Annotated in this window: 26 protein-coding genes; 12 read left to right on the top strand and 14 right to left on the bottom strand. The window is 67.4% G+C overall.

Going from position 1 to position 24,053, the window contains the following annotated elements; all coding sequences use genetic code 11:
- Positions 1-70 precede the first annotated feature (70 nt).
- Together EOHIBHHM_RS07415 and EOHIBHHM_RS07410 are read right to left on the bottom strand one after the other, a co-directional pair.
- The gene (locus tag EOHIBHHM_RS07415) at positions 71-1,615 is read right to left on the bottom strand and encodes an Hvo_1808 family surface protein (RefSeq protein WP_497256076.1); all 1,545 of its coding nucleotides are present in this window, start codon (positions 1,613-1,615) and stop codon (positions 71-73) included.
- Between the two features lie 105 nt (positions 1,616-1,720).
- The gene (locus tag EOHIBHHM_RS07410) at positions 1,721-3,241 is read right to left on the bottom strand and encodes an Hvo_1808 family surface protein (RefSeq protein WP_497256074.1); all 1,521 of its coding nucleotides are present in this window, start codon (positions 3,239-3,241) and stop codon (positions 1,721-1,723) included.
- 153 nt (positions 3,242-3,394) lie between these two features.
- On the opposite strand from EOHIBHHM_RS07410, the gene EOHIBHHM_RS07405 reads away from it, so the two are divergent.
- Positions 3,395-3,781 carry a hypothetical protein gene (locus EOHIBHHM_RS07405; protein WP_497256072.1) on the top strand — a complete coding sequence of 129 codons (387 nt, stop codon included), beginning with the start codon at positions 3,395-3,397 and terminating at the stop codon, positions 3,779-3,781.
- 45 nt (positions 3,782-3,826) lie between these two features.
- Positions 3,827-4,405, top strand: a complete 579-nt coding sequence (locus EOHIBHHM_RS07400; protein ID WP_497256070.1) for a cysteine hydrolase family protein — start codon at positions 3,827-3,829, stop codon at positions 4,403-4,405.
- Here the strand turns inward: EOHIBHHM_RS07400 and EOHIBHHM_RS07395 are convergent.
- Positions 4,402-4,869, bottom strand: a complete 468-nt coding sequence (locus EOHIBHHM_RS07395) for a PaaI family thioesterase (protein ID WP_497256068.1) — start codon at positions 4,867-4,869, stop codon at positions 4,402-4,404. The two genes, EOHIBHHM_RS07400 and EOHIBHHM_RS07395, sit on opposite strands and share 4 nt — an antisense overlap.
- 139 nt (positions 4,870-5,008) lie before the next feature.
- Between EOHIBHHM_RS07395 and EOHIBHHM_RS07390 the strand changes: the two genes are divergently transcribed.
- Positions 5,009-5,296 (top strand): GYD domain-containing protein, encoded by a 288-nt coding sequence (locus EOHIBHHM_RS07390; RefSeq protein WP_497256066.1) that lies wholly within the window; start codon positions 5,009-5,011, stop codon positions 5,294-5,296.
- A gap of 39 nt (positions 5,297-5,335) precedes the next feature.
- Entirely contained in the window at positions 5,336-5,785 is a 450-nt protein-coding gene (locus tag EOHIBHHM_RS07385; RefSeq protein ID WP_497256064.1) for a DUF4385 domain-containing protein, read from the top strand.
- Here EOHIBHHM_RS07385 and EOHIBHHM_RS07380 read toward each other — a convergent pair.
- Positions 5,782-6,630 carry a DUF8155 domain-containing protein gene (locus EOHIBHHM_RS07380; protein ID WP_497256062.1) on the bottom strand — a complete coding sequence of 283 codons (849 nt, stop codon included), beginning with the start codon at positions 6,628-6,630 and terminating at the stop codon, positions 5,782-5,784. The two genes, EOHIBHHM_RS07385 and EOHIBHHM_RS07380, sit on opposite strands and share 4 nt — an antisense overlap.
- A 52-nt stretch (positions 6,631-6,682) precedes the next feature.
- On the opposite strand from EOHIBHHM_RS07380, the gene EOHIBHHM_RS07375 reads away from it, so the two are divergent.
- The 3 genes from EOHIBHHM_RS07375 (at position 6,683) to EOHIBHHM_RS07365 (ending at position 11,086) form a co-directional block, all read left to right on the top strand.
- Positions 6,683-7,372 carry a lipoate--protein ligase family protein gene (locus EOHIBHHM_RS07375; RefSeq protein ID WP_497256060.1) on the top strand — a complete coding sequence of 230 codons (690 nt, stop codon included), beginning with the start codon at positions 6,683-6,685 and terminating at the stop codon, positions 7,370-7,372.
- A 445-nt stretch (positions 7,373-7,817) separates the two neighbouring features.
- Positions 7,818-9,107, top strand: coding sequence for a dihydroorotase (locus EOHIBHHM_RS07370; protein ID WP_497256058.1), 1,290 nt, complete (start codon positions 7,818-7,820; stop codon positions 9,105-9,107).
- 77 nt (positions 9,108-9,184) lie between these two features.
- A complete protein-coding gene (locus EOHIBHHM_RS07365; RefSeq protein WP_497256056.1) occupies positions 9,185-11,086 on the top strand; it encodes an ABC transporter ATP-binding protein in 1,902 nt (633 codons plus the stop codon).
- A gap of 85 nt (positions 11,087-11,171) precedes the next feature.
- Here the strand turns inward: EOHIBHHM_RS07365 and EOHIBHHM_RS07360 are convergent, their stop codons facing one another.
- The 6 genes from EOHIBHHM_RS07360 to EOHIBHHM_RS07335 all read right to left on the bottom strand — a co-directional run bounded on the left by EOHIBHHM_RS07360 (position 11,172) and on the right by EOHIBHHM_RS07335 (position 18,025).
- Positions 11,172-11,372: a DUF6199 family natural product biosynthesis protein gene (locus EOHIBHHM_RS07360; protein ID WP_497256054.1), complete on the bottom strand. Its 201-nt coding sequence runs from the start codon at positions 11,370-11,372 to the stop codon at positions 11,172-11,174.
- Between the two features lie 45 nt (positions 11,373-11,417).
- Positions 11,418-11,750, bottom strand: coding sequence for a DUF7268 family protein (locus EOHIBHHM_RS07355; RefSeq protein ID WP_497256052.1), 333 nt, complete (start codon positions 11,748-11,750; stop codon positions 11,418-11,420).
- Positions 11,751-12,695, bottom strand: a complete 945-nt coding sequence (locus EOHIBHHM_RS07350; protein ID WP_497256050.1) for an ABC transporter permease — start codon at positions 12,693-12,695, stop codon at positions 11,751-11,753.
- Positions 12,692-13,717 (bottom strand): ABC transporter permease, encoded by a 1,026-nt coding sequence (locus EOHIBHHM_RS07345; RefSeq protein WP_497256048.1) that lies wholly within the window; start codon positions 13,715-13,717, stop codon positions 12,692-12,694. The genes EOHIBHHM_RS07350 and EOHIBHHM_RS07345 overlap by 4 nt, the downstream gene beginning before the upstream one ends.
- A gap of 21 nt (positions 13,718-13,738) precedes the next feature.
- Positions 13,739-15,448, bottom strand: coding sequence for an ABC transporter substrate-binding protein (locus EOHIBHHM_RS07340; protein WP_497256046.1), 1,710 nt, complete (start codon positions 15,446-15,448; stop codon positions 13,739-13,741).
- Between the two features lie 129 nt (positions 15,449-15,577).
- The gene (locus EOHIBHHM_RS07335; RefSeq protein WP_497256044.1) at positions 15,578-18,025 is read right to left on the bottom strand and encodes an ABC transporter ATP-binding protein; all 2,448 of its coding nucleotides are present in this window, start codon (positions 18,023-18,025) and stop codon (positions 15,578-15,580) included.
- 148 nt (positions 18,026-18,173) lie between these two features.
- Between EOHIBHHM_RS07335 and EOHIBHHM_RS07330 the strand changes: the two genes are divergently transcribed.
- Positions 18,174-18,650, top strand: a complete 477-nt coding sequence (locus EOHIBHHM_RS07330; RefSeq protein WP_497256042.1) for a DUF7529 family protein — start codon at positions 18,174-18,176, stop codon at positions 18,648-18,650.
- A 143-nt stretch (positions 18,651-18,793) separates the two neighbouring features.
- Here the strand turns inward: EOHIBHHM_RS07330 and EOHIBHHM_RS07325 are convergent, their stop codons facing one another.
- Entirely contained in the window at positions 18,794-19,474 is a 681-nt protein-coding gene (locus EOHIBHHM_RS07325; protein WP_497256040.1) for a DUF5806 family protein, read from the bottom strand.
- A 108-nt stretch (positions 19,475-19,582) separates the two neighbouring features.
- On the opposite strand from EOHIBHHM_RS07325, the gene EOHIBHHM_RS07320 reads away from it, so the two are divergent.
- The gene (locus tag EOHIBHHM_RS07320; protein WP_497256038.1) at positions 19,583-19,951 is read left to right on the top strand and encodes a universal stress protein; all 369 of its coding nucleotides are present in this window, start codon (positions 19,583-19,585) and stop codon (positions 19,949-19,951) included.
- Positions 19,948-20,493: a GNAT family N-acetyltransferase gene (locus tag EOHIBHHM_RS07315; protein ID WP_497256036.1), complete on the top strand. Its 546-nt coding sequence runs from the start codon at positions 19,948-19,950 to the stop codon at positions 20,491-20,493. The genes EOHIBHHM_RS07320 and EOHIBHHM_RS07315 overlap by 4 nt, the downstream gene beginning before the upstream one ends.
- 90 nt (positions 20,494-20,583) lie before the next feature.
- On the opposite strand, the gene EOHIBHHM_RS07310 is transcribed toward EOHIBHHM_RS07315, so the two are convergent.
- The gene (locus EOHIBHHM_RS07310) at positions 20,584-21,033 is read right to left on the bottom strand and encodes a universal stress protein (RefSeq protein WP_497256034.1); all 450 of its coding nucleotides are present in this window, start codon (positions 21,031-21,033) and stop codon (positions 20,584-20,586) included.
- A 96-nt stretch (positions 21,034-21,129) separates the two neighbouring features.
- Here EOHIBHHM_RS07310 and EOHIBHHM_RS07305 point away from each other — a divergent pair, with 96 nt between their 5' ends.
- Positions 21,130-21,564, top strand: a complete 435-nt coding sequence (locus EOHIBHHM_RS07305) for a universal stress protein (protein ID WP_089825636.1) — start codon at positions 21,130-21,132, stop codon at positions 21,562-21,564.
- 78 nt (positions 21,565-21,642) lie between these two features.
- The gene (locus EOHIBHHM_RS07300) at positions 21,643-22,920 is read left to right on the top strand and encodes a DHH family phosphoesterase (RefSeq protein WP_497256032.1); all 1,278 of its coding nucleotides are present in this window, start codon (positions 21,643-21,645) and stop codon (positions 22,918-22,920) included.
- 86 nt (positions 22,921-23,006) lie between these two features.
- Here EOHIBHHM_RS07300 and EOHIBHHM_RS07295 read toward each other — a convergent pair whose 3' ends face one another.
- Complete coding sequence (locus EOHIBHHM_RS07295) at positions 23,007-23,435, bottom strand: DUF5807 family protein (RefSeq protein WP_497256030.1); 429 nt, start codon at positions 23,433-23,435, stop codon at positions 23,007-23,009.
- Positions 23,436-23,580: 145 nt separating this feature from the next.
- Positions 23,581-24,039 carry a hypothetical protein gene (locus tag EOHIBHHM_RS07290; protein ID WP_497256028.1) on the bottom strand — a complete coding sequence of 153 codons (459 nt, stop codon included), beginning with the start codon at positions 24,037-24,039 and terminating at the stop codon, positions 23,581-23,583.
- Positions 24,040-24,053 lie beyond the last annotated feature (14 nt).

The raw sequence follows: 24,053 nt of genomic DNA, 5'->3' as shown, positions 1-24,053 counted from the left end.
CGACGGCTCCGCCAGTGCGACGACTCCGCCAGTGCGAGGGGGACTCGCTGCCCGTCCGGCCCGCTCCCCGTCAGTCGTCGGTTGGGGGCGCGTGGACCCGCGAGAGGTCGCCGACGGTCGGTGCGTTCGTCACGACGACGGTGTCGCCGCGCTGGACGACGCGGAACGCGTCGCCGAACCCGTTGGGGTCGTCCTCGGCGATGCGGTAGACCGTCCCCGGACTGTCGGCGTCGGCGACCTCGCTGGCGTTGCGGTGGTCGAGCAGTTGCCCGTAGCCGTCACGGAACTCGCTGGCCGACGACTCGTTCTCGAACTGGATCGTCCAGACGTACCCCGTCTCGTCGTCGGCGTTCACGTAGGGGACGAGTCGGTCGCCCGCGAAGCCGTCGGTGTACGGGGTGTCGTAGCTCAGCGGGTCGAACTGTCGCGGGTCGCCGCTCTCGTTCGTGTTGAGCCACTGCTCCGGCGAGACGATGCGTGCGCCCGGTTTCTCGTACAGCGGCGTGACGAGCATGCTGGCGAGTCCCGCCTCGCCGACCTCAGCGTAGTTCGCCCGGCCGTCGACGTCGATGCGCTCCCACGACCCCGACGTCCGGTCTGCGACGGTCGGTTCCGTCGGGTCGTCGTCCGGGTACTGCTCGGGGTGGATGACCTGCGACGTCGACGCCGGCGGGTTCTCGTAGACGGCGTCGACGGCGTCCCACCCGCCCTCCTGGTACGTCGCGTAGACGAACGCCGGTCCGTCGGAGTACGGCTGGTACTTCAGGAGGTACGGGCCGATGGCGGAGAGGCCGCCGGAGTCGGAACCGCTGTCGCTCGCGTTCGCGCCGCTTCCCTGTCCGGCCTGACCGCTCTCGCCGCCCCCGGTCCGACCGTCGCTCAGACAGGACCACTCGTCGCCACACCGCTGGCCGTACAGGTAGTCGACGAGGTTGCCGTCGCCCTCGACGATGCCGTCGACGGCGTTGTGGTCCTCGCGGGTCGACTGCTCGTACGAGGCGATGTCGAACTGCTGGTCCTGCAGCGCGTGGAACAGCTCCTGGGAGAGCGTCACCTCCGAGAGCTTCGGCGACTCGGAGTTCTCGCTGACGAGGACGATCCGTCCCTCGCGCGGCGAGTAGTAACCGCCGATGGCGGCCTGTCGGTTCTGCGTCTGGACGGCCAGCGAGTCGGTCGACTCGTTGATCATGAACAGCGCCTCGAACTTCGCGTTGTCGAAGCGACTGCGGTTGGGCGAGGTGCTGTTGTTGTTGCTGGGCGTCGAGAACTCGTCGCGGCCGACGACGTCGACGGGGACCGACCGCTCGAACTCCAGTCCGCGGATGTACTCGACGCGGGCCATCGATCGGTTGGTGACGGCGGCGAGCTCCGAGTCGTTCAGTCCGTCCGACTGGTCGACGTCGATCGACTCGTTGTACCAGTACCCACCTTCCCAGCCGAGACGGTCCTCGCTGGGGTCCGAGAGGTCGGCCGGTGCGGGTTCGACGTCGGCGTGGACGTCGTCGTCGGGGACGACGGTGTCCGACGCGCTGCCGGAGTCGGCGAACGGGACCGACCCGACACAGCCAGCGAGCAGTACGAGAACGACGGTAGCGAGAGCAGGGAGGCGACGCACGTCTGTGCCGACGTTGGGAACCGAGACGCAAAGGTCTGCTGTCCGAGCGTCTCTCGGACGTCCACACAGTTACGTAAGGCGAGCGATCGAGGTGGTGACGTCGCGTCAGCGACGGCCGACCGCAGCGGCGATCGCGACGAGTGCGACTGCGAGCGCCACCAGGGCCGCGAGAACGCCGAACCCGGGCACAGTCGTCGACGTCTCCGGCGCGGTCGTCTCGTGCTGTCCACGCGGGCGGACGTCGGCGAGGTCGTCGGCCGTCGGCGCGTTGACGACGGTGACCGTGGTCCCCTGGCGGGTGACTCGGAACGCGTCGGCGAACTCGCCGTCCTCGACGACGTAGACGTCGGACCCCTGGGACTCGGCCCCGTTCGCCCGAAGCATCGAGAGGTACGTACTGCGGAACTCGCGGGCGTCCTCGGGCGTGTCCCACTCCAGCAGCCAGACGTAGCCGTACTCGGCGTCGTCACCGCTCCCCTTGGCGTACGGGAACACTCTGTCGTTCGCCCACCCCTCGGTCGGCGTCGACTGGTAGTTGTAGCGGTCGTACTGGCCCTGTCTGTCGGCGATGCGCTGCCACTCGAAGCCGTCGAACCCCTCGGTGCCGATGCGGTCTTGATACCAGAACATGGCGAACAGCGACGCCTCGCCGACGGTGTCCGACCCGTTCTGCCCCTCCTCGAACAGCGACCAGCCGTCGCGGGCGCGGTCAGTGTAGTCGATGGAAACCGGTCGCTCGTCGGTCCGGTGGATCACCTGTTCAGTGGAAACCGGCGGGTTCGCGAACCGTTCGTCGACGGCGTCCCAGCCGCCGCCCTGTCGCAGGTCGTGGACGTACGGCGGGCCGTCGGAGTACGGCTGGAAGATGGTCAGGAAGATACCGAGGTTGACGTCGCTGTCGCCGGCACCGCTCCCGCCCGAACGGGGCGTCTCGACGCACTCCCACTCGCCGCCACACCGCTCCGTGTAGAGGTGCTCGATGTAGTTGGCTTCGCCCTCGACGACGCCGGAGACCGCGAGGTCGCCGTCCTGCGTCTTCCCGGTGTAGGTGTCGCTGGAGAGGTTGTGGTACTGGTCCTGCATCGCGTGGACGAGTTCGTGGTGCAGCGTCGCGTTGTCGACGACCGGTTCGTCGGGCGAGTCGGTGACGATCTTGATCTCACCGTCCTTCGGCGAGTAGAAGCCCGCGACCGACGACCCGAGCGTCGACCCGAGCTCGCGCTGGACGTTCTTCTTCTCGCCGGTGACGAACAGCGCCTCCCACACCTGGTTGTTCCACGCCTCGAAGGAGGCGTTGGTCTTCGACTGATTCGCGGAGCGCTGTCTGTACTGCTCGCGGGAGACGACCGACACCGGCACCTCCTCTTCGAACTCTCGGTCTCTCAGCTGCTCGACGCGAGCCATCGACCGGGCGACGTACGCCTCCAGTTCGGCGTCCGAGAGGCCGTCGGACTGGTCGACGTCGATCGACTCGTCGTGCCAGTAGCCGTTCTCCCAGCCGACGACGTCGCTGTCGGGGTCCGGCGGCGCGTCGGTCTGCTGGGCGGCGGCGTCTGCGGTCGCGACCGGCACGAGACCGGCGGAGACGACGAGCGAGACGAGACAGAGGGCGAGGAACCGTCGCATAGGTGCGAGTGGGGCCGGTGGGTGAAGTAGCTTGCCCGCGTACGGCGGTTCTACGAGTTCGGGTCCAGTCGTCTCGGCGGCACTTCGAGTGTGCGCCGAACCGACGTTGTCCTGGTCCTTGTGTTTATTCCAGCTCCGGCAAAACAATCACACGTGAGAACAGGTCCCAGAGCGAAAGTCGTCCTCCTCGACGCGTTCCTCGCCGCCTCCACGTTTCTCCAGTACTGGTTGACTCGACAGTTCACGACGAACGGAGACTGGTGGGTCGCTGGCGTCGTTGCGCTCGTTACGTTCGTGCTGTTCGTGTTCGCCGACAGGAGTCGAGCCGGCGTCTGGGTGCTGGTCGGAGTGGGTCTCGTCGTCATGGGCGCACTCGTCTGGACGACGGTGACCGGAACGTACCAGACGGACACAGTCGGATGGTTGTTTCTCGGTATCGCCGTCGCGATAGCCGTGAATCGCTTCGTGTTCGGCGTCGTTCGCCCCGTTCCGGAGGCACGTCGCCGCCGCATGGACCCGTCGGGCTGGGTGAACGAGTAGCGAACCGAGCCAACCGTTTTGCACTTCTCGCCCGAACCGACAGCTATGAGCTTCGACCCCGACCGCACCGCCGTCGTCGTCGTCGACATGCAGAACGGCTTCTGTCATCCCGACGGGAGTCTCTACGCGCCCGGCAGCGAGGAGGCGATCGACCCCGTCACCGACGTCGTCGCGACCGCTCGCGAGGCCGGCGCGTCGATCGTCTACACGCGTGACGTCCACCCGCCCGAACAGTTCGAGGGGAACCACTACTACGACGAGTTCGACCGCTGGGGCGAACACGTCGTCGAGGGCTCCTGGGAGGCCGAACTGGTCGGCGACCTCGACGTCCGCGAGGCGGACCACGTCGTCGTCAAACACACCTACGACGCCTTCCACCAAACGGAGTTGGAGGGGTGGCTCGACGCCCACGGGATCGACGACCTGCTGATCTGCGGGACGCTCGCGAACGTCTGCGTGCTCCACACCGCCGGGAGTGCCGGTCTCAGAGACTATCGTCCGGTGCTCGTCGAGGACGCGCTGGGGTTCATCGAGGAGGACCACAGAGAGTACGCCGTCGACCACGCCGACTGGCTGTTCGGCGAGGTGACGACGCGCGACGAACTCGGCTTCGACGGTGACTAGCGGAACAGTCGGTACGCCGCCTGTCCCGTCGCGACCGTCTCGGTGCCGCCCTCGGGCGTCGGACTCTCGACGGTGACGGTGCTGACGCCGACAGAGCCGCCGGCCCGGACGACGTCGGCCGTCGCGGTCAGGTCGCCCGACGCGCGCCGCAGATAGTTCACGTTGAGGTTGATCGTCACCACGCCGCCGTCCAGCGGGTCGTCGAACGTCGTCCGCTGGGCGACGCCACCAGCCGTGTCGATCAGCGTCGCGGCGACGCCGCCGTGCATCCCCAGCGAGTCGGCGTCGACCTCTCCGGCGGGGGGTTTGTTCGTGAGTTTCTCGTCGAACGGGACGGACATCACGACGCGTCCGTAGTCGATGGCGTCGACGGTCGTGTTCAGCCACGCGAGGAAGTCGTGACGGTCCTCGATGTACTCTTGGACCCAGCGAGCGGCGTCCGCGGGGAACTCGTCTGTCGGCATACCGCCACCACGCGGAACGCGGGTTTGTAGTCGTCGGTCGGCGGCGGCGACCGCCAAACCCGACGGGAATCGGGGGAGTGCGGGGAGTTGTGACGCGTCGGCCAAAACGCGTTACTGTCGGAGACACCACCGCCCGAACATGAGCACGTACACCGCACTCGTCGACGTCGCAGAGGCCAACGTCCAGAACGTCCAGGAGTTCGCCTCCGTCTGGGGCGACATCAGACAGGACATCGAGGGCTGTGGCGGCGAACTGCAGGACGCCTACGCCATCCTCGGCGAGCACGACTTCCTCGTGCTGTTCGAGGCCGAAGACCAGCAGGCGGCGCTGCAGATCGCCCTCTCGATGGAGCGGTACGGACTCGACACCCAGACGATGGAGATCATCCCCGTCGAACGGTTCGGCGAACTCGTCGAGGACATCTAGACCGACAGAGCGAGGTGACCGGCCGTCGAAGGGGACCCCGTGACCGGAGACGACGGCCCCGAGTACGACACTGATTTTCGCGACCGCCCCGAGGAGTACCGCGTCGGTCGCGGCGAGGAGGACGTGTTCAAGGTCGAACCCTACAAGAGCGAACTGCTCCCGCTGTGGGGGTACGCCGACCGCGAGACGGCCGACGAGGGGGGCGAAGCCATCTACGAGCGCTTCTGCGAGTACCGCGAGAACGACGAGTTCGTCGGGATGGATGTGGCGCGGAAGTACCTCCAGATGGGCTACACCCGGGCGATGCGCTACGCGCGGTATCCAGGAGGGCAGAAGTACGACGACGACGGGACCGAACGCGACCCCGAACGCTGGGCCGACCACGACAAGCGCGAGGCGGCGCTGGTGTACGAGGTCTGGTGGAACCGCGTCGAGGACGACGAGGCCTACCAGCGGGCGAAGGCGGCCCACCGCGAACGCGTCGACTAACCGAGTCGGACCGGGTCGTCGGTCGGTCGAACCGTCAGTTCGACCGCGTCACCGACCGAAAAGTCGTGGTCGAAGGCGACGAGTTTCGCGCCGAACGCGGCGTCCTGCGCGGCGAAAAGCGAGAGTCCAACGATGCGCTCGCCGTTCGCGAGCAGTTCGACGTCGTCCCACGCCACGTCGCGCCCGTCGGCGACGCCGACCGGCGTGCCGAGAAACGAGAGCGGACCCTGCGTCGCCGACGGCGTCAGCACGCCGCCACCGCCGTAGTGGGTGAGTCCGCCGTCGAGCACCGCGCCGTCGTCCGCTGCGATGCCGACGAACGACTCGCCGGGCGCCGGATGGGTCGGCGCGTCGAGCACCGCGTAGGTCTCGCCGACGGCGACGACCTCGCCCGTTCCGTCCCACGCCAGCGGGTCGACGGCGACGGCGACGGCGACGGGTAGCGACCCCGAGGCGCGATACGGGTTCTGCCCCCGTTCGCGGAAGCCGAGGTGGACGTGGTTGTCGACCCACTGGCCGAAGAACCCCGAGCGGACCATCTCGCCGAGCGAGTCGCCGACGGCGACGACGTCGCCCGCCTCGACCGCCGGGTCGACGTGGAGGACGCGCGCGAGAGCGTCCCCGCAGTCGAGGACGATCAGGTGGTCGTTGTCGGTCGCGTACGGGCGGTCCGGACAGCGGACGGTCCGCGTGGCGACGACTTCGCCGGCGACGGGCGAGAGCCCCGCGTTCGTCTCGGGGTAGAGGTCGATCGCACAGCCGTGGTCGTGGGCCGGATACGGCGAGTTGTACAGCGAGAAGCGTCGGTAGCGCCGGAGGACGTCCGCCGAGAGCGTGACCGCCATGGACGCTCTCGGCGACGGGAGCGCTTAGGTACGTCGGGTTCTATCGTCGACCATGCGCGTCATCCGCGGCCGGGCGGCGACCCCCGAGGCCGACCGGGAACTGACCGCCGAACTGCTCGCCGAGGTGACCGAGCGCGGCGTCCCGACCGTCCGCGTCTGGACGCCACACCGGCAGGTCGCCTTCGGCCGGCGAGACAGCCACGCCGACGGCTACGAGCGTGCGAAGAACGCCGCCGAGGAGCGCGGCTACCCCGCCGTCGAGCGGAGCGTCGGCGGCCGGGCGGTCGCCTACACGGGCGAGACGACGCTGGCGTTCGCCACGGCGGTCCCGGTCGACGACCTGCGACGGGGACTCGACCGCCGGTACGAGGAGGCGACGACGACGGTGCTCGACGCGCTCCGCGACCTCGACGTCGTCGCCCGGCGCGGCGAGCCCGACGAGTCGTTCTGTCCGGGCGCACACTCGGTGCAGCGCGACGGGAAACTCGCCGGCATCGCCCAGCGCGTGACGAGCGGGTCGGCGCTGGTCTCCGGCTGTCTGCTCGTCGCCGAGCGCGAGGAGCTCGTCGACGTGCTGGACCCGGTGTACGAGGCGCTCGACGTCCCGTTCGACCGCGACTCCGTGGGTACCGTCGCCGACGCCGGCGGCCCCGACGACCCCGAAGGCGTCGCCCGCGCTCTCGAGCGGGCGTTCGTCGGCGACGACGAGATGGACGTGGAGCACGTCGACGACCGATCCTGACCCCACTGGCGCGCGCTGGCGATTCCTCCGTGAATCGCCCTCGGCGTGCGAGGGGCGAGCACCGGAGTGTCGCGAGCAGAGCGAGCGAGACGAGGAGCGCAGTCGGTTGGGGAGGACGCGGACGGTGCGGTCTCTCGGTGTGTTTCGGGTGTCGTGCGCGTCTCGCGAGAGCGACGTCCGGGTCTCGACGCGGTGAACTCGACTCGCGGCGACCGCAGGGGACGTGGGCACACCGACCGACAGCACTAACGCCACCATAACTGACAGGAGAGGCTGTGAACTACGCGAGACTCTCCCTGCTCTGCACACTCCTGGGCGGTGCACTCACCGCGACGGCCTCGACCCGGCGGAGCGCCTCCGCGACTGAGCGTTCGGAGCACTTCGACGGGCGCAACGTTCCACCCGAAGCCACGACCTTTAGCACCCGGCGACGAACACTCCCGATATGCTCTTTCAGCACGCGACACTCGCCGACGGGCGGACCCGTGACGTCCGTCTCGAGGGCGAGCGGATCACCGAAGTCGACGCCGACCTGACTCCCGCAGACGACGAGCGCGTCGTCGACGCCACCGACAGACTCCTGCTTCCCGGCGCGATCGACGCGCACGTCCACTTCCGACAACCGGGGTACGAACACAAAGAGACGTGGGAGACGGGGTCGCGGAGTGCCGCCGCGGGCGGCGTCACGACGGTCGTCGACCAGCCGAACACGTCGCCGCCGACGACCTCCGGCGAGGCGTTCGACGAGAAGGCCGCGTTCGCCGAGCAGTCGCTCGTCGACTGGGGGATCAACGGCGGCGTGACGGAGGAGTGGGACCCCGACTCGCTGTTCTCCAGACCCCTCTTCGCACTCGGCGAGGTGTTCCTCGCCGACTCGACGGGCAACATGGGCATCGAGGCCGACCTGTTCGCCGACGCCGTCGCCCGCGCCGCCGAGGAGGACGTGGTCGTCACCGTCCACGCCGAGGACGCCACGCTCTTCGACCAGTCGGCGACGGAACGCGCCGCCGACGACTACGACGCCTGGAGCGCCTACCGCGCCGCCGAGGCCGAGGCGGCCGCCGTGGAGCGGGCGCTGGAGGTCGGCGGCGACTCCGCCGCGCGGATCCACATCGCCCACACCTCGACGCCCGAGGGGGCGGACCTCGCCCACGACGCCGGGGCGACCTGCGAGGTGACGCCGCACCACCTCTTTCTCTCCCGGGACGACTACGACGAGCTCGGGACGAAGGGGCGGATGAACCCGCCACTGCGCAGCGAGGAGCGCCGCGCCGGGATGGTCGACCGCCTCGTCGACGGCACGATCGACGTCGTCGCCACCGACCACGCGCCGCACACTGCCGCCGAGAAGGACGCCGGCATCTGGGACGCGCCGAGCGGCGTCCCCGGCGTCGAGACGATGCTCCCGCTGTTGCTGGAAGCGGCCCGACAGGGGACGATCTCCCACGAGCGCGTCCGGGACGTCACCGCCGCCAACGTCGCCGAGATCTTCGATCTGCCCCGGAAGGGGCGCGTCGAAGTCGGCAACGACGCCGACCTCGTGCTCGTCGACCCCGAGGCGAGCAGGGAGATTCGCGGCGACGAGCTCCACTCGAACTGCGGGTGGACGCCGTTCGAGGGCCGACAGGGCGTGTTCCCCGAGTTGACGCTGGTTCGCGGCGACGTCGCCTACGAACGCGATGGGGACGGCGGCGAGTCGTTCGGTGACGCGGCGGGACAGAACGTCCGGCAGTAGGCAGTTGCGGCCGCGGTTGCCGCGATCGGGCGAGGCGACTCGCCGGATTGATGGGTCGGTGACGAGTCGTACGGACGATGAGTTCCACAGAGGAGAGCGCCTTCGACCGCTACCGCGCGCAGGTCGACCGGCCGCTCGCCCGTCTCTTCTCGGTCTACGGTCGGCCGCGGTGGCCGTGGCTCACGGTCGGATTGCTGGCGAACCTGCTCGCGCAGGCCGCCTCGCTCGTCCCGCCGGTCGTCCTCGGGGCGGCGCTGGACGCGGTGTTCTCGCGTGGGAGCGCACAGACGCCGTACAGTCTCCCGTTCGTCCCGGGTGCGTGGATCCCCGCCGGCGACGAGGCGCAGTTCTGGTTCTCGCTCGCACTCGTCGTCGGGTCGTTCCTCACGACGGCCGTCTGCACGTGGGTGTACGGCGTCTCGGCCAACCAGTTCGCCCACGAGGTGATGTACGCCGTCCGGACGGACAGTTTCGAGAAACTGCTCGCGCTGGACATGGCGTTCTTCGACGACAAACAGACCGGCGAGGTGATGGCCATCCTCAACAACGACGCCGGCAACCTCGAGGCGTTCCTCGACAACGCGCTGATGAACTCGCTCCGGTTGGTCGTGATGGTCGGCGGCATCTCCTTCGTCCTGTTCTCGTTGAATCCGCAGCTGGCGGTCGTCACGCTCGTCGCCGTCCCGGCCATCGTCGCGTTCACCTGGTGGTTCATGCGGGTCATCGCACCCCGGTATCGAGCTCGACAGTCCGCCGTCGCCCGGTTCAACACCCGCGTCGAGAACGGTGTCGGCGGCGTCGAGTTGACGAAGACGACGAACAGCGAGCGCTACGAGGTCGAACGCGTCAGCGAGGCGGCCGACGACGTGTTCCAGTCGACGATGGACGTGCTCAAACTGAGCTACGTCTACCGACCGGGGATGGAACTGCTCGCCGGTCTCTCCTTCGCGGCGACGTTCCTCGTCGGTGGCTACTGGCTGCTCGTCGGCCCGCCGCTCGGCTTCTCAGGCGAACTGACCGCGGGGACGTTCGTCACGTTCGTCTTCATGACCCAGCGGTTCGTCGCGCCGCTCTCGGAGGTGTCGAACATCGTCGACCAGATCCAGAGCGCCCGCGCGTCCGCCGAGCGCGTCTTCGGTCTCGCCGACATCCCGGTTCACGTCACCGAACGGTCGGACGCGGTCGACCTCACGAGTCCGACCGGCCGCGTCGAGTACGACGGCGTCTCCTTCGCCTACACCGACCGCGTTCGCGGCGACGGTGGCGACGGCGAGACGAGAGCGACGGAGCAGGTCCTCCGCGACGTCTCGTTCGACGCCGCCCCCGGAGAGACGCTGGCGCTCGTCGGCGAGACGGGAGCGGGGAAGTCGACGGCGCTCAAACTCCTCTTGCGACTCTACGACGTGACCGACGGCTCGATCCGCGTCGACGGGCACGACGTTCGAGAGCTCACGCTCGGCAGTCTCCGCGAGAACGTCGGCTACGTCTCACAGGACACGTTCCTCTTCGACGGCACCATCGCCGACAACGTCCGGTACGGGCGCTTCGATGCGAGCGACGAAGCGGTGCGCGAGGCCGCCCGCGCCGCCGAGGCAGACGAGTTCATCCGGCGGATGCCCGACGGCTACGACACCCGCGTCGGCGAGCGCGGCGTGAAGTTGTCCGGCGGCCAACGCCAACGCATCGCTCTCGCGCGGGCGTTCCTGCAGGACCCACCCATCCTCGTCCTCGACGAGGCGACGAGCGCCGTCGACACCGAGACGGAACGAGCGATACAGCGCTCGCTGGACCGACTGAGCGAGGGACGGACGACGTTCGTCATCGCTCACCGCCTCTCCACCGTCGTCGACGCCGACGAGGTTCTCGTCCTCGAAGACGGACGGGTCGTCGAGCGGGGAGACCACGCCGAGTTGCTCGACGAGGGAGGGGAGTACGCCTCGTTGTGGCGTGCACAGACGGGGAGTGAACTGCCCCAGTGACCCTCTTGATCGGGGCGTCGTCGCTCTGTACGACAGAGCCACCCACGCGAGGCCAGCCGAGAAGGGTTGTGGCTACGCCGTGAGCTCACCACCCGAACGAGACAGCCCACAGGCCGACGACGACGAGGAACAACGCACCGAATCGGTCGGCAGTTCGCCCGGCATCACTGCGTTCGGCCGTGTCGAAGAAGGGGTTGAGCCGGTAGACGAGCGATGGGTCGGAGAACCCGACCACACCAGTGACGATGGCGACGACGCCGAGTGCGACCAGGGAGGGCTGTTGCATGGTTGAGAGAGGTTCTCAGAACGGTGTGAAAAAACGACGGGCTGGTCAGACGCCACCGACCGCGACCGTCGCCACCGCCGACCCGACCATCACGCCGAAGCCGAAACTCCCGATTCGGGCCATCGCCCGGCGGGACTTCCGTTCGGTCCACCCCGACGCCGCGTCCAACTGGTCCTGCATCGCCTCGACGCTGTTGGCGGCGAGGATCGACCCCGACCAGCCCAGCAGTCCGAACCCGAAGGCGAGCGCCCCGAGGAGAAACACCGTGTCGCTGGCGGCGCGGACGCTCCCGAGTGCGACGACGGCGGAGAGGAGTCCGGCCGCGCCGACGACGAGTCCGACCGCGAGGGCCGACCCGACGAGGCGCAGTCGGGACATCTAGTCGATCGCTTCCCGCATCCGCGGGTCGAGCGCGTCGCGCATCCCGTCACCGAGCAGGTTGAAGCCGAGGACGGTGATGGCGAGGAGCAAGCCGGGGAAGAACGACCACCACCACTCGCCGGTCAACAGCCCCTCTTTCACCCCGTTCGAGAGGATGAGCCCCCACGAGGGCGTCCCGGCCTCGGCACCGAAGCCGAGGAACGAGAGCGCCGCGAGGTCGAGGATGGCCAGCCCGAAGTTGAGCGTCGACTGGACCGTGATGGGTGCGAGGCAGTTCGGCAGCACGTGTCGGACGAGCACCCGCGGGTCCTTCGCGCCGAGCGCGACGGTGGCGTCGATGTACTCGTCTTCGAGCACCTTCAGCGCCGCCCCGCGGACGACGCGAGCGAATCGCGGCGTGTAGACGAGCGTCAGCGCCGTCACCGCGCGCCACAGGCCGAGTTCGTCCGGGAAGATGGCGACGAGCGCCAGCGCGAGCAGCAGCGATGGGAACGCCAAGAGGACGTCCATCGTCCGCATGATGACGTTGTCCGTGATGTCGCCGTAGTACGCCGCGACGATGCCGAGGCCGACCCCGAGCGTCGTCGAGATGCTGACGGTGACGGTGCCGAACAGCATCGCGAGCCACGCACCGTAGAGCACGCGACCGAAGATGTCCCGCGCCTGGATGTCCGTCCCGAAGGGGTGCTCGGCGCTCGGTGGGGCGAGACTGGGGTTCGTCCCGATCTGGGTGGTCTTCAGCGTCGCCAGGTCGGGCGCGATGCCGACGAGCGCGCCGAAGCGTGCGTAGAGAGCGATGGCGACCATCGCGAGGATGATGAGCATCCCCGCGACGGCGAGGCGGTTCGACAGCAGGTCAGAGAGGAACGGTGACGCCTGCAACCGAGCGAGAAAGCCCCGTTCGGTGGCGGTGCGCTCTGCGTTCTGTGTTTCCGTGCTCATTGTTCGATCCTCGGATCCAGATACGTGTAGGTCAGGTCGACGCCCAGGTTCACCAGCGTGAACAGGAACGCGAACACCAGCACGGTCCCCTGGACGAGCGGGTAGTCACCGACCTCGATGGCGGTGACGAGTAGGGTGCCGATGCCGCCGATACCGAACACCGTCTCCGTCAGCACTGCGCCGCCCAGCAGCGTGCCGAACTGGATGCCGATGACCGTGATGACCGGGATCATCGCGTTCCGGAACCCGTGTTTCATGATGGTGATCTTCGCGCCCTGCCCCTTCGCGCGCGCGGTCCGCATGTAGTCCTGCCGGACGACCTCGAGCATCGACGAGCGCATCATCCGGGAGATGAGCGCCATCGAGTAGATGCCGATGACCGCCGCGGGCAGCAGCATGTGGGAGAGGGCGGACTGGAACGCCCCGAACCCGCCGCCCGTGAGTCCGTAGACCAGCGAGTCGAGCGTGATGAGCCCCGTGTAGACGGGGACGTCGTAGGCGGAGGCGATACGACCGCTGGCCGGCAGCAGGTCGAAGAGCTGTGCGAAAAGCAGGATGAGAAGCGGCCCGCTCCAGTAGATGGGGACGCTGATACCCGTCAGTGCGCCCACCCGCGTGAAGTGGTCGGTGAGGGTGTCCTGCTTGACGGCGCTCAACACGCCCAGCGGGATCCCGAACAGGATGCCGAGGATCTGGCCGTAGACCGCGAGTTCGAGCGTGACCGGGAGTCGCGCGCGGAGGATGGTCAACACCGGGACGCCTCTGCGGACGATGTACGAGTCGCCGAGGTTCAACGTGACGATGTCGAGCAGATAGCGGCCGTACTGGACCCAGATCGGGTCGTTCAACCCGAGTTCCGCTTCGACGGCAGCCACCTGCTCGGCCGTGGCCCGTTGGCCGGCGATGACTCTCGCCGGGTCGCCGGGGCTGAGATGGAGGATGGCGAACACGAGCGTCGCCACTCCGAACAGCACCGGAACGAGCAACAGCAGCCGCTTCAGTAGGAAACGCTTCGAGACCATAATGAAGGAACTGAGAGTTGGTTACTTGAGGCTGACGAGGTTCAGGAACGGCCCGCCGATGGGCGCGAGCGTGAACCCTTCGACGCGGTTCGCGACTCCGCGTAGCTCCTTCGCGTGGTCGATGAACACCCACGGTGCCTCGTCGTGTGCGAGCTGTGCGGCCTCCTGGTAGTTGCTCGTGCGAGCGTTCTCGTCGTAGGTCGTCTGCGCCTCCTCGACGAGCGTCATGAAGTCGGTGTTGGCCCAGCCGGCGGAGTTGAGCGTGTTGTACCCCTCCGTGTCGAAGCTGACCCAGTCCTGCCCGTCCGGCACGTCGTCGGTGGAGACGCCCGGATGCAGCAGGCTGTAGTAGAAGTTGTCCGGGTCGGCGTTGTCGGTCATCCAGCCGAGGAAACAGGCGTCGTGGTTACCCGCCGACGTGTAGTCGAGGAACGGGTTGAACGACTGCTGGTTGATGCTGACTTCGATGCCGATCTCCGCGAGGTTCGACTTGACCGTCTGGGCCGCCTGGATGGGCGAGGGGTTGTACGTCCGCGGGTTCTTGAACGTCGCGAGTTCGAAACTGAACCCGTCGCCGTAGCCCGCCTCCTCGAGCAGCGACTGGGCCTGGTCGAGGTCCTGCGGATAGGGGTCGAGGCTCTCGTTGTAGCCCATCACGTTCGAGGGGATCGGCTGACTCGCCTGCTCGGCGATACCCTTGAAGATGGTGTCGACGATGGCCTTCGTGTTGACGGCGTAGCTGATGGCCTGGCGGACCTTCTTCTCGCGGAACGCCTCGACCTTCGCCATGTTGAACGCCATGTAACCGATGTTGATGCCGGCCTTCTCGACGAGTTCGGCGTTCGAGGAGTTGTCGACGATCTTCGACGCCTGCGCGCCGATGCCGTCGATGATGTCGGCACCGCCGGAGTCGAGCGTCTGTGCGCGACTCGTGTTCTGCCCGACGGCGGTGAAGACGACCTCGTCGACCTTCGGCGCGTCGCCCCAGTAGTCGTCGTTCGCGGTCAGACGGATGCGCTGGTTGGAGTTGTCCCAGTTCTCGAACTGGAACGCCCCCGTCCCGACGGGGTCGCTCTTGAGGTCCGTCCCCTTCTCCTCGATGGCCTTCTTCGAGAGGATCGAGGCCGCGAACATCGCGAGGTTACGGAGGAACGGCGCGTACTGCTGGCTCAACTGCATCGTCACCGTGTAGTCGCCGTCGGTGGTGACCTCGTCGACCCAGTTACCCAGCGTGAACGGGCCGTACGCGGAGATGTAGTCGTCACCCGGGTAGTGTTCGTAGTCGGGGTTGACGAAGCGGTTGTACGTCGCGACGACGTCCTCAGCGGTGAACTCCTCGCCGTTGTGGAAGGTAACATCCTCGCGGAGCGTCAGCGACGCCGTCGTCCCTTCGAGCGACCAGTCGGTCGCCAGCCCCTCTCGGAGCGACGTCTCGCCGGGCTTGAACATGATGAGCTGGTCGTACACCTGGTTGGTGACCTTCACGTCCTCCCCACTGGTCGTGTTCTGCGGGTCGAGCGTCCCCGAGTCGTTCCCGCGGGCGTACGTGAGGACGTTGCTCCCGCCGCTCCCGCCGTCACCGCCGTCGGAGGCGTTCGATCCGCCGTCGCCGCCGTCGGAGGGACTGGTCTCGTCGGGGTCTGCTGCACAGCCTGCGAGGGTCGCCGCGGCCGCCGCACCGCCGGCCGCTTTCAAGAAACTGCGACGATTGACACCGTTATCGCGTGGCATACGGGCACAACAAACACGACGTTCCTAAAGCTATCGATAGTAATTCCGGCAGATATCGAGAAAACCACTCGGAAACAAGTTCTCCGTCGAATTATATTTCGTTAACGATCGTTCCGTATATATGTAGCCTCACAGGTCGTAGAGGTGACAGGCTGCCGGGTGCTGACTGTCGTCGAGTTCGGGGGTCTGCCGCTCACAGACGCTCTCGAAGCGGTCTCGAAGCAGTCGCTCGGCCGTCTCCCAGTCGTCGTCGACGACGGCGGCGAGCGCGTCGTCGACGACGGCGCGGTTCTCGCCCGCGAGTTCGGTGTCGAAGAGGTGGTTCCGGAGCGGGTCGACAGCGGGCCGACCGCCGTCGGCGGCGGGGGCCTGCGGTGCGTCGGCCGTCCGGTCGCCGTCCGCCTCGACGGCCTCGAGGTCGAGACTCCTCGACTCGACGCGCTGACGGAGGTCCATCACCTCGCGGAACGTCTCCTGGTCGATCGCGACGTCCTCCGGGGGGATCACCTGCGGACACCGCGTCCGGAAGTGACAGCCCGACGGCGGGTTGATCGGCGAGGGAACGTCGCCCTCGAGGATGATGCGCTCCCGCGAGACCGTCGGGTCGGGGTCGGGGATCGCCGACAGCAACGCCTGCGTGTAGGGGTGTTTGGGGTCGGCGAACAGTTCGTCCGTGTCGGCCGTCTCGACGATCTCACCGAGGTACATCACGGCGATGCGGTCGCAGATGTGCCGGACGACCGAGAGGTCGTGGGCGATAAAGAGGTACGTCAGCCCGAACTCGTCTTGGAGGTCCTCCATGAGGTTGAGGATCTGCGCCTGCACCGACACGTCGAGTGCAGAGACCGGTTCGTCGGCGACGATGAAGTCCGGGTCGACGGCGAGCGCGCGGGCGATGCCGACGCGCTGGCGCTGTCCGCCGGACATCTCGTGGGGGTAGCGGTCGACCTGACCCGGTTCGAGTCCGACGGCCTCCATCAGTTCGACGACGCGGTCCTTGCGCTGCCGACGACGGGACTTGCCCTCCGGCGGTTCCGCCTCGGGCAGATCGTGGATCTTCAGCGGTTCGGCGATGATCTGTTCGACCGTCATCCGCGGGTCGAGACTCGACATCGGGTCCTGGAAGATCATCTGCATGTCGCGGCGCTTCGCCCGCATCGCCGACCCGTCGAGGTCGGTCAGATCCTCGCCCGCGAAGACGACGCGGCCGTCGGTGGGTTCGAGTAGTTTGAGCAAGGTCCGTCCCGTCGTCGACTTCCCACACCCCGACTCGCCGACCAGTCCGAGCGTCTCGCCCTCGTAGACGGTGAAGTCGACGCCGTCGACCGCCTTCACGCTCGCGCCGTTCATACCGAGCCACTCGTCGAGCAACCCGTCGGCCCGCGAGAAGTGCTTCTTCACCCCCTGCGCTTCGAGGAGCGGCCCACCGATCTGGTGATCGTCCCTCGAGAGCGCCTCGTCGCTCCCGTACACGCTGGTGTCGAACTCCTCGAGGATACACTTCGCCCGGTGGTCGACGTCGTCGGGACCGTGCTGGAGGTACGGGATGTCACCCTGTGTACACTCCTCTTTGGCCCACGGACACCGCGGGGCGAAGTGGCAGCCGTCGGGCATGTCGACGAGGTCGGGGACGTTGCCCTCGATCGGCGTCAGTCGCTCCTTGTCCTCCGTCGGGATCGATTCGAGCAGGGTGTAGGTGTAGGGGTGAGAGGGGTTCTGGAAGATCTCCTCGACCGGACCCTCCTCGACGATCTCGCCGGCGTACATCACGGCGACGCGGTCGCACGTCTCGGCGACGACGCCGAGGTCGTGGGTGATCATCAGCACCGACATCCCCAGCTCGTCTTGGAGGTCGTTGATGAGTTCCAGGATCTGCGCCTGGATGGTGACGTCGAGCGCCGTCGTCGGCTCGTCGGCGACGAGCAGTCGCGGGCGGCAGGCGAGCGCGATGGCGATGAGCACGCGCTGGCGCATCCCGCCGGAGAACTCGTGGGGGTACTCGTCGACGCGGGAGGTCGGTTCGGGGATGCCGACCTCCGAGAGCACCTCGACCGCCCGCTCGAGCACCTCCTCGTCGACCTCCTTCCCGCCCATCTTCGGGAGGAGTTCGCGGACGCCGTTGAGCCAGGTGTCCTTCTTCCGGCCGCCGTACTGGTGGAGGCGCAGCGACTCCTCGACCTGCTCGCCGACGGTGAGCGCCGGGTTGAGCGAGGTCATCGGGTCCTGGAAGATCATACTCATCGCGCCGCCGCGGACCGCCCGGAGCGCCTCCTCGGGCGCGGCGGTGAGGTCGATCCGGTCGCCGTCGACGAACCGTGGGTTCGAGTACTGCTCGCGGAACTCCGCGGCGAGGTCGGGTTCCCGGAGCGTCACCTCACCACCGGCGATTCTCCCGGGGTCGTCGACGAGCCCCATCGCGGAGAGCGCGGTGACGCTCTTGCCCGACCCGGACTCGCCGACCAGTCCGACGGTCTCGCCCTCGCGGATGGTGAGGTCGACGCCGTCGACCGCCTTCACCTGACCGCGGTCGGTCGCGAACTGCGTTCGGAGGTCCGACAGAGTGAGCAAGTCAGCCATTACCACAGGATTCCCCCGGCGGACCGCAAATACCTTTTCACATCTATCGACCGCGTCAAATCTCGCACTCGCGACGTCGCCGTCGGATGGGAGAGAGGCGTGGGCGGGAAGCGAACGTTTTTCCCGTGGTCCCCCAGCAGAGTGTGGCATGGAGAACCATCCGCTCGAGGGGGTGCTCGACGTCTGGGAGGGCGTCGTCGAGGATATGGAGGCCACGGCGGCGGAGTACCGCGAGAACGGTTGGGAGACGCTGGCGCTCCACCCCGGCGACGTGAACCCGCTGCCCGCCGTCGAGGAGCGCACGGAGGGACGGTTCGGACTCGACGTGCTCGTCCCCGGCGACGAGTACGAGACCGTCTCGACGCTGGTCGCGGCCCACGAGTTCGACGAGTACGAGGCGTTCCGCGCCCAGCAGGGGGGCGTCGTCTTCCTCTTGCTCGTGACGAAGTCGACGGCGGCGAAGCAGGTCGTGCTGACGCCGCTGTACTACGGCGTCGAGGACGCCCGGCTGATGCTCGAGCGCGCTCGCGAGGAGGACGTGCTGTACACCCACGTCCGTCCGCTCTCGGGCGACGAGCACGTGACGTTCACCCAGCAGGACCCCGAGTTACTGTTCCCCGAGTAGTCGGCGACCGCTCGGCTCTGCGTCTCCCGAGGAGAGCGCCCGAGCGACGGCTCTGTCTCGCTCGTCGGACGGTAGTCGACAGCCGTCGATTCGTCGTTCAGCGACCAGACAGTCGAAAACGGGAGACGAGAGCCCCCGACCGCTCAGGGCTCGTGGACGTGCCCGCACTCGGGGCACTCCACTTCCTCGCCGCGGAGCTGTGCGCTCTCCTCTCGGACCTCGCGCATCACGCGCGAGATGCGGTCTTCGGCCTCGAGTTCGTCCTCGACGGAGAGGTCGACCCCCTCGACCTCCAGCAAGAACTTCGCGACCTCGGTCACCTCGTACATCATCTCGTCCAGCTCTTCGGCCGTGAAGAAGCCGCACATCGCGCCGTAGAGGAACGTCGCGCCCGACTGTTTGATCTTCCCCTCGAACGACGAGCGGGCCTGGTTGACCGCCTGCGGCGTGTAGGTGTCGGTCATGAACGGGACGAGTCGCGGGAGGTTCTTCCCGATCTTCGTCATCTCGACGCCGGTCTCCGTCCGGAAGTCCGCACAGAGGCGGGCGATGGCCCACTCGCGGGCGGTGATGTACGTCCGGTCCCGGAGGAAGGAGTTGACGCGGTCGTACTGTGCGCCGTCCATCTTCTTGAACCGCTCGTACTTGCGGACGTCGTCGGGGACGTCGTCGTGCGATCGCTGGGTCGTCTCCGTCTCGTCGTCAGCAGTCGCCGAACCGTCCGTCTCCGCCGTCGAGTCGTCCGTCTCCGCCGCCGAGTCGTCCGTCGCCGAGGTCGACGGCTCCTCGTCGAACTCTGCCGTCGCCGCGGGGTCCTCAGTCATATCCGCCCTTGCCGGTCGGGGTCTAAAAGGGTTGTCGTGCGTCGAATCGGGGTCGATTCGGCCACGATACGAGAAACTGTTTTCTATCACGACGCCGACCCCTCGCCCATGAAGGTACTGCTGGGCATCGGCGGGAGTGAGGACTCCATCCGCGCGCTGGAACAGACGGTCGAGCGTGCGCTGGCGGCCGGCGACGACCTCACCGTCGCCATCGTGGAGAACCCCAACACCGACGTCGCGCCCGACGAGATCGAATCGGAGGTTCGAGCGGTGCTCGACGAGGCGGGACTCGCCGCCGACGTCCGCCACGTCGAGGGCGACCCCGGAAGTCGCATCGTCGACATCGCCGAGGAGGAAGGGTTCGACCAGATCGCCCTCGGCGGCGGCGAGACCAGTCCGATGGGGAAGATCAACATCGGCGGGATCGCCGAGTTCGTCCTCCTGAACTCCCACGTGACGGTGAAACTAGTGCGATGAGCGACCGAATCTACCCCGAGGCGCCCGCCGAGGCGTTCACCGAACCGCCGGTCGAGTTCGAGGACCGCGAGGGACGAACGATCGAGATCCGCCCGTACGACGCGGCCGCCGACACCGACGCCGACGAGGAGTTGGAGGCGCTCGTCGAGATGTACGTGGAGTTCGACCCCGCCGACCGCGCACAGGGGATCCCCCCCGGTCGCGAGAACCGTATCCGCAGTTGGCTCGAGAACATCCTCGACGGCGACTGTCTGAACGTCATCGCGTGGGACGGCGACCAGGCCGCCGGCCACGCGACGCTCGTGCCCGCCGAGGACGACGCCTACGAACTCGCCATCTTCGTCCTCCAGGAGTACCAGCAGGCGGGGATCGGGACGAAGCTCATCGAGGCGCTGCTCGGCTACGGCCGCGCCAACGACGTGGGGAAGGTCTGGCTCACCGTCGAGCGCTGGAACCGCGCGGCGGTGTCGCTCTACAAGAAGATCGGCTTCGAGACGAGCGACGCCGAGAGCTTCGAACTCGAGATGACGCTGCGTCTCTAAGCGGGGCGTCGTCTCGTCTCGACGAGACTGTCGGTCGTCGCGACCGGTGACCGTGCGGCGGTGTCGACCGCCGTCGGTATCGATCTCAGATCACACCGACAGGATCGGCTGTGTCGCGTACAGCAGCACGTACTCGGCGGCTTTCTCCAGCACCTCGCCCGGGTCGTCGGACATCGGCTCGCGGGGGACGACGACGAAGTCGGCGTCGAGGTCCTCGGCGGTGTCGAGGACGACGCTCCCGGGGTGACGCGTCTTCACTCGCGTCGAGAAGCCGTAGGCCGTCGACGTCGTGAGTTTCACGTCGCTGTCGGCGGCGATCGCCTTCGCCGAGGTGGTGAACGACTCGGTGTCGGCGGCGACCTCCTCCTCGTTGACGACGCCGTTCTCGATGGCGCGGACGACGTCTTCGCCGAGGACGTAGACGGTGTGAACCGAGGCGTCGTACTCCGCGGCGATGGCGACCGCGTACTCGACGGCAGTCGTCGACTCCTCGCTCCCGTCGACCGGGACGAGCACGAGGTCGATGTCGAGTGCATCCATACCTGCCCCTGCGAACCGGGACGGCAAAAACACTCGCCCGTTGGCGTGCGGTCGATGCGGCGCAGTTTTATCACACGGGCGAGCGAACGCCGCGATATGTTCGACCGCATCGTCATCTCGACCGATGGCTCCGAGAGCGTCCGCCGGGCAGTCGACGTCGCCCTCGACCTGGCCGACCGGTTCGACGCCGAGGTGCACGTCCTCTCGATCGTCGACACCGGCGAGGTCGAGTCGTCACCCGACCGTCTCCGCGAGGAGATGCGCGACGCGCTCACCGAACAGGCCGAGGAGGCGCTCGAGAGCGTCCGCGAACTGACCGACCGCGACGTGCAGACCGCCGTCCGCGAGGGGCGACCCGCCGCGGAGATCACGTCTTACGCTCGCGAGGTCGACGCCGACGTCGTCGCGACGGGGACGCGCGGTCGACACGGCGAGAACCGCTTTCTCATCGGCAGCGTCGCCGAGCGCGTCGTCCGCACCTGTCCCGTCCCCGTGTTGACCGTCCGGCAACTGGCCGACGAGGAACGCTGAGAGCCCGACGACCGGCCGAGCGCGTCGAGCCGGCGCACGGAACACGGGAGTTTTCACCCGTCGCACCGACTCGTCGGTATGGACGACGATCTCATCGACAGCAGTCGCCTCCCGCTCTCGCGGAAGTCGCTGCTCCCGGGGACCGGATTCTTCTATCCCGACTCGCTCGACGAGGACCGAGACGACGAACGCGTACAGGAGGCCGTAGAGGGTGCGGAGGTGGTCGTCATCGCCGACGCCGACGCCGACGGCCTCGGCTGTGTCGCACTCCTCCGTGAGATGTACGACGCCGCACTCGACGTCGGACCGTTCGAGGCGGCCATCGCCGAGCGGTTGGCCGGCGAGGAGCAGTCTGAGGAGGACGGAGACGACGACGACGCACCCGAGTCGCCCGTCGCGCTCGTCGGTGCGTCGCCCCACAACCTCGAAGACGAGATGGCCCGCGTCGCGGAGTTCGCCGACGACGGCGTCGAGGTGTACGTCTGTGACCTCTGTCCGGACCGCTACGAGTACGTCGAGGAGGAGTTGGCCGACCTGCTGGCACACGCCTCGTCGGTGCGCTGGTTCGACCACCACCAGTGGCGCGAGGAGGTCGAAGCGGAGGTCCGGGAAGCCGGCGTCGACCTCGTCGTCGGCGACTCCGAGGAGGAGTGTACCACCGACGTCGCGCTCCGCTCGCTGGACTACGAGTTCGACGAGAAGTTCGTCGACCTCGCCGGCGTCACGCGAGACCACGACCTGTGGCTCCGCGAGGACCCCCGCAGCGACGACCTCGCGGACTACGCCTACTGGACGGGCGCAGAGGAGTACGTCACCGTCGTCGGCGCGTACGGCGCGGAGTTACCAGAGATCGTCGAGGAGTACATCGCCGAGCGCCGCGTCGAGAAAGAACAGCTCATCGACCTGGCCGTGAGCCGCGCGGAGATCAAGGAGGTCGGCCCGTGGACGGTCGGCATCACCTACGGCCGCTGTTCGCAGAACGAGGTCGCCGAGGCGCTCCGCGAGCAGGGCACCGACGCCGCGGTGATCGTCAAACCGGCCGGCAGCGCCAGCATCCGCGGCACCGAAGGGTTCGAACGCTGCCACGAGGTCGCCGCACAGGTCAACGGCGGCGGCCACCCGAAGGCCGCCGGCTGCAAGCCCGACATCTACGACGACATGCTCGACTACGCCCACCACTGGTCGACGCAGGGGTCGGCCGCGAAGCGGGTCATCCTCGCCGCGTTCGAGCGACTGGCCGAGGAGGAAGCCGAAGCAGTCGAGGGAGAAGAAACCGACGACGTCGAGGGCGATATCCCCGAGAGCGACGACGCGGAAGGAGCCGACGACGACGAAGGCATCGAGACCGATCGATAGCCCGTCGACCCCCTCGTTTCGGGTCGAACGCCGACAGAACCCCTTCGTTTCGAGTCGAACACGAGCAGCCAGCCGCGGTTCCGAGGCTACTTCTCGCCGACGACCCAGCGGTCGGAGTAGGCGGTGCCGCACTCGCACTGCGCGTAGGCGTGGATGACGTCGCCCTCTTCGTAGAGGCCGCCGACCTCCTCGTTCTGTTCCTCCGCGAAGGCGAAGACGAACTTCACGTTGTGGTTCTCGTCGGGTTCGGCCTCGGGACACTCGCCGCCGCCGAGGTCGGCGTCGATCTCGCCGCGAGTGCCCATCGCGCCCTGGGCGAACTCCATCGCGTCCATCCCGGTGCCGGCGGCGAACATCCCGCGACCGTCGTCGCCGTCGACGACGAGCACGACGCCGTTCTCGACCTCCTGGCCGTAGTTTGCGATCTTCCCTTCTTCGTCGAGATACTCGTGTGTCAAGAAGAGTGCAACGTCCTCGAGGCGCTCGCCCGCGAGGAACTCGTCGAGTTTGCTCATAGATGGGGTTCGTTGGTCTAGGTGTAAAAAGCGCCTGTCCTAGATTTCCGAGCGGGAGTAACTGGTTCGTTGCTGACGATTTTTTTCTGTGTGCGTGCTGAAGAGAGGAGGGTGACTGTGCCAGTGAAACTGATCCATCAGCGAATTACGTGGACAAAACGGCGTCTGTCCGGATTGGATAGACACGCCATCCCGTGATTCCAGCACCGACGAGGAGAGTTCCACCGACGACGAGCAAAAACGGCTCTGCTCCAAGAACGAACATGATCGTCTCCCCCTCGGCTGTCACTGTTTCTGTGTACAGACCAGTATCCTGTGCATAATTGAGGACTGCCCGGAGAGTATAGAACGAGACGACACCTCCCACTGTTACCGGGACAACCGCGAGGCGTTTCCACCGAAGTGCGGCAACGGTCCCACCGATCCCAACGGCTCCTAACTGTGCAAGTAGGTGCTCTTCGTGATTGAGGTCGCTCCCCCAGCCAGTCACGATCGTTCCTTCGTATCCCGGCGCGACGTGGACTAAATCTTGGTAGATGCCGATCACAATGGCTCCAGCACCGGCAACAGCGAGGATTACTGGGAAGAGTTGGTAGTTTCGCATAGTCGATAGTTCGT

Source organism: Halogranum roseipondis (genome assembly GCF_059695585.1).
The sequence above is the reverse complement of the archived record's forward strand: the minus strand, read 5'-3'. Positions and strand labels throughout refer to the sequence as shown.

What these genes read in the sequence shown, in the direction of transcription:
- EOHIBHHM_RS07410 (WP_497256074.1), bottom strand. Translation starts at nt 3,241, where the DNA reads ATGCGACGGTTCCTCGCCCTCTGTCTCGTCTCGCTCGTCGTCTCCGCC.
- EOHIBHHM_RS07400 (WP_497256070.1), top strand. Translation starts at nt 3,827, where the DNA reads ATGAGCTTCGACCCCGACCGCACCGCCGTCGTCGTCGTCGACATGCAG.
- EOHIBHHM_RS07395 (WP_497256068.1), bottom strand. Translation starts at nt 4,869, where the DNA reads ATGCCGACAGACGAGTTCCCCGCGGACGCCGCTCGCTGGGTCCAAGAG.
- EOHIBHHM_RS07390 (WP_497256066.1), top strand. Translation starts at nt 5,009, where the DNA reads ATGAGCACGTACACCGCACTCGTCGACGTCGCAGAGGCCAACGTCCAG.
- EOHIBHHM_RS07380 (WP_497256062.1), bottom strand. Translation starts at nt 6,630, where the DNA reads ATGGCGGTCACGCTCTCGGCGGACGTCCTCCGGCGCTACCGACGCTTC.
- EOHIBHHM_RS07375 (WP_497256060.1), top strand. Translation starts at nt 6,683, where the DNA reads ATGCGCGTCATCCGCGGCCGGGCGGCGACCCCCGAGGCCGACCGGGAA.
- EOHIBHHM_RS07370 (WP_497256058.1), top strand. Translation starts at nt 7,818, where the DNA reads ATGCTCTTTCAGCACGCGACACTCGCCGACGGGCGGACCCGTGACGTC.
- EOHIBHHM_RS07365 (WP_497256056.1), top strand. Translation starts at nt 9,185, where the DNA reads ATGAGTTCCACAGAGGAGAGCGCCTTCGACCGCTACCGCGCGCAGGTC.
- EOHIBHHM_RS07360 (WP_497256054.1), bottom strand. Translation starts at nt 11,372, where the DNA reads ATGCAACAGCCCTCCCTGGTCGCACTCGGCGTCGTCGCCATCGTCACT.
- EOHIBHHM_RS07355 (WP_497256052.1), bottom strand. Translation starts at nt 11,750, where the DNA reads ATGTCCCGACTGCGCCTCGTCGGGTCGGCCCTCGCGGTCGGACTCGTC.
- EOHIBHHM_RS07350 (WP_497256050.1), bottom strand. Translation starts at nt 12,695, where the DNA reads ATGAGCACGGAAACACAGAACGCAGAGCGCACCGCCACCGAACGGGGC.
- EOHIBHHM_RS07345 (WP_497256048.1), bottom strand. Translation starts at nt 13,717, where the DNA reads ATGGTCTCGAAGCGTTTCCTACTGAAGCGGCTGCTGTTGCTCGTTCCG.
- EOHIBHHM_RS07340 (WP_497256046.1), bottom strand. Translation starts at nt 15,448, where the DNA reads ATGCCACGCGATAACGGTGTCAATCGTCGCAGTTTCTTGAAAGCGGCC.
- EOHIBHHM_RS07335 (WP_497256044.1), bottom strand. Translation starts at nt 18,025, where the DNA reads ATGGCTGACTTGCTCACTCTGTCGGACCTCCGAACGCAGTTCGCGACC.
- EOHIBHHM_RS07330 (WP_497256042.1), top strand. Translation starts at nt 18,174, where the DNA reads ATGGAGAACCATCCGCTCGAGGGGGTGCTCGACGTCTGGGAGGGCGTC.
- EOHIBHHM_RS07325 (WP_497256040.1), bottom strand. Translation starts at nt 19,474, where the DNA reads ATGACTGAGGACCCCGCGGCGACGGCAGAGTTCGACGAGGAGCCGTCG.
- EOHIBHHM_RS07320 (WP_497256038.1), top strand. Translation starts at nt 19,583, where the DNA reads ATGAAGGTACTGCTGGGCATCGGCGGGAGTGAGGACTCCATCCGCGCG.
- EOHIBHHM_RS07315 (WP_497256036.1), top strand. Translation starts at nt 19,948, where the DNA reads ATGAGCGACCGAATCTACCCCGAGGCGCCCGCCGAGGCGTTCACCGAA.
- EOHIBHHM_RS07310 (WP_497256034.1), bottom strand. Translation starts at nt 21,033, where the DNA reads ATGGATGCACTCGACATCGACCTCGTGCTCGTCCCGGTCGACGGGAGC.
- EOHIBHHM_RS07305 (WP_089825636.1), top strand. Translation starts at nt 21,130, where the DNA reads ATGTTCGACCGCATCGTCATCTCGACCGATGGCTCCGAGAGCGTCCGC.
- EOHIBHHM_RS07300 (WP_497256032.1), top strand. Translation starts at nt 21,643, where the DNA reads ATGGACGACGATCTCATCGACAGCAGTCGCCTCCCGCTCTCGCGGAAG.
- EOHIBHHM_RS07295 (WP_497256030.1), bottom strand. Translation starts at nt 23,435, where the DNA reads ATGAGCAAACTCGACGAGTTCCTCGCGGGCGAGCGCCTCGAGGACGTT.
- EOHIBHHM_RS07290 (WP_497256028.1), bottom strand. Translation starts at nt 24,039, where the DNA reads ATGCGAAACTACCAACTCTTCCCAGTAATCCTCGCTGTTGCCGGTGCT.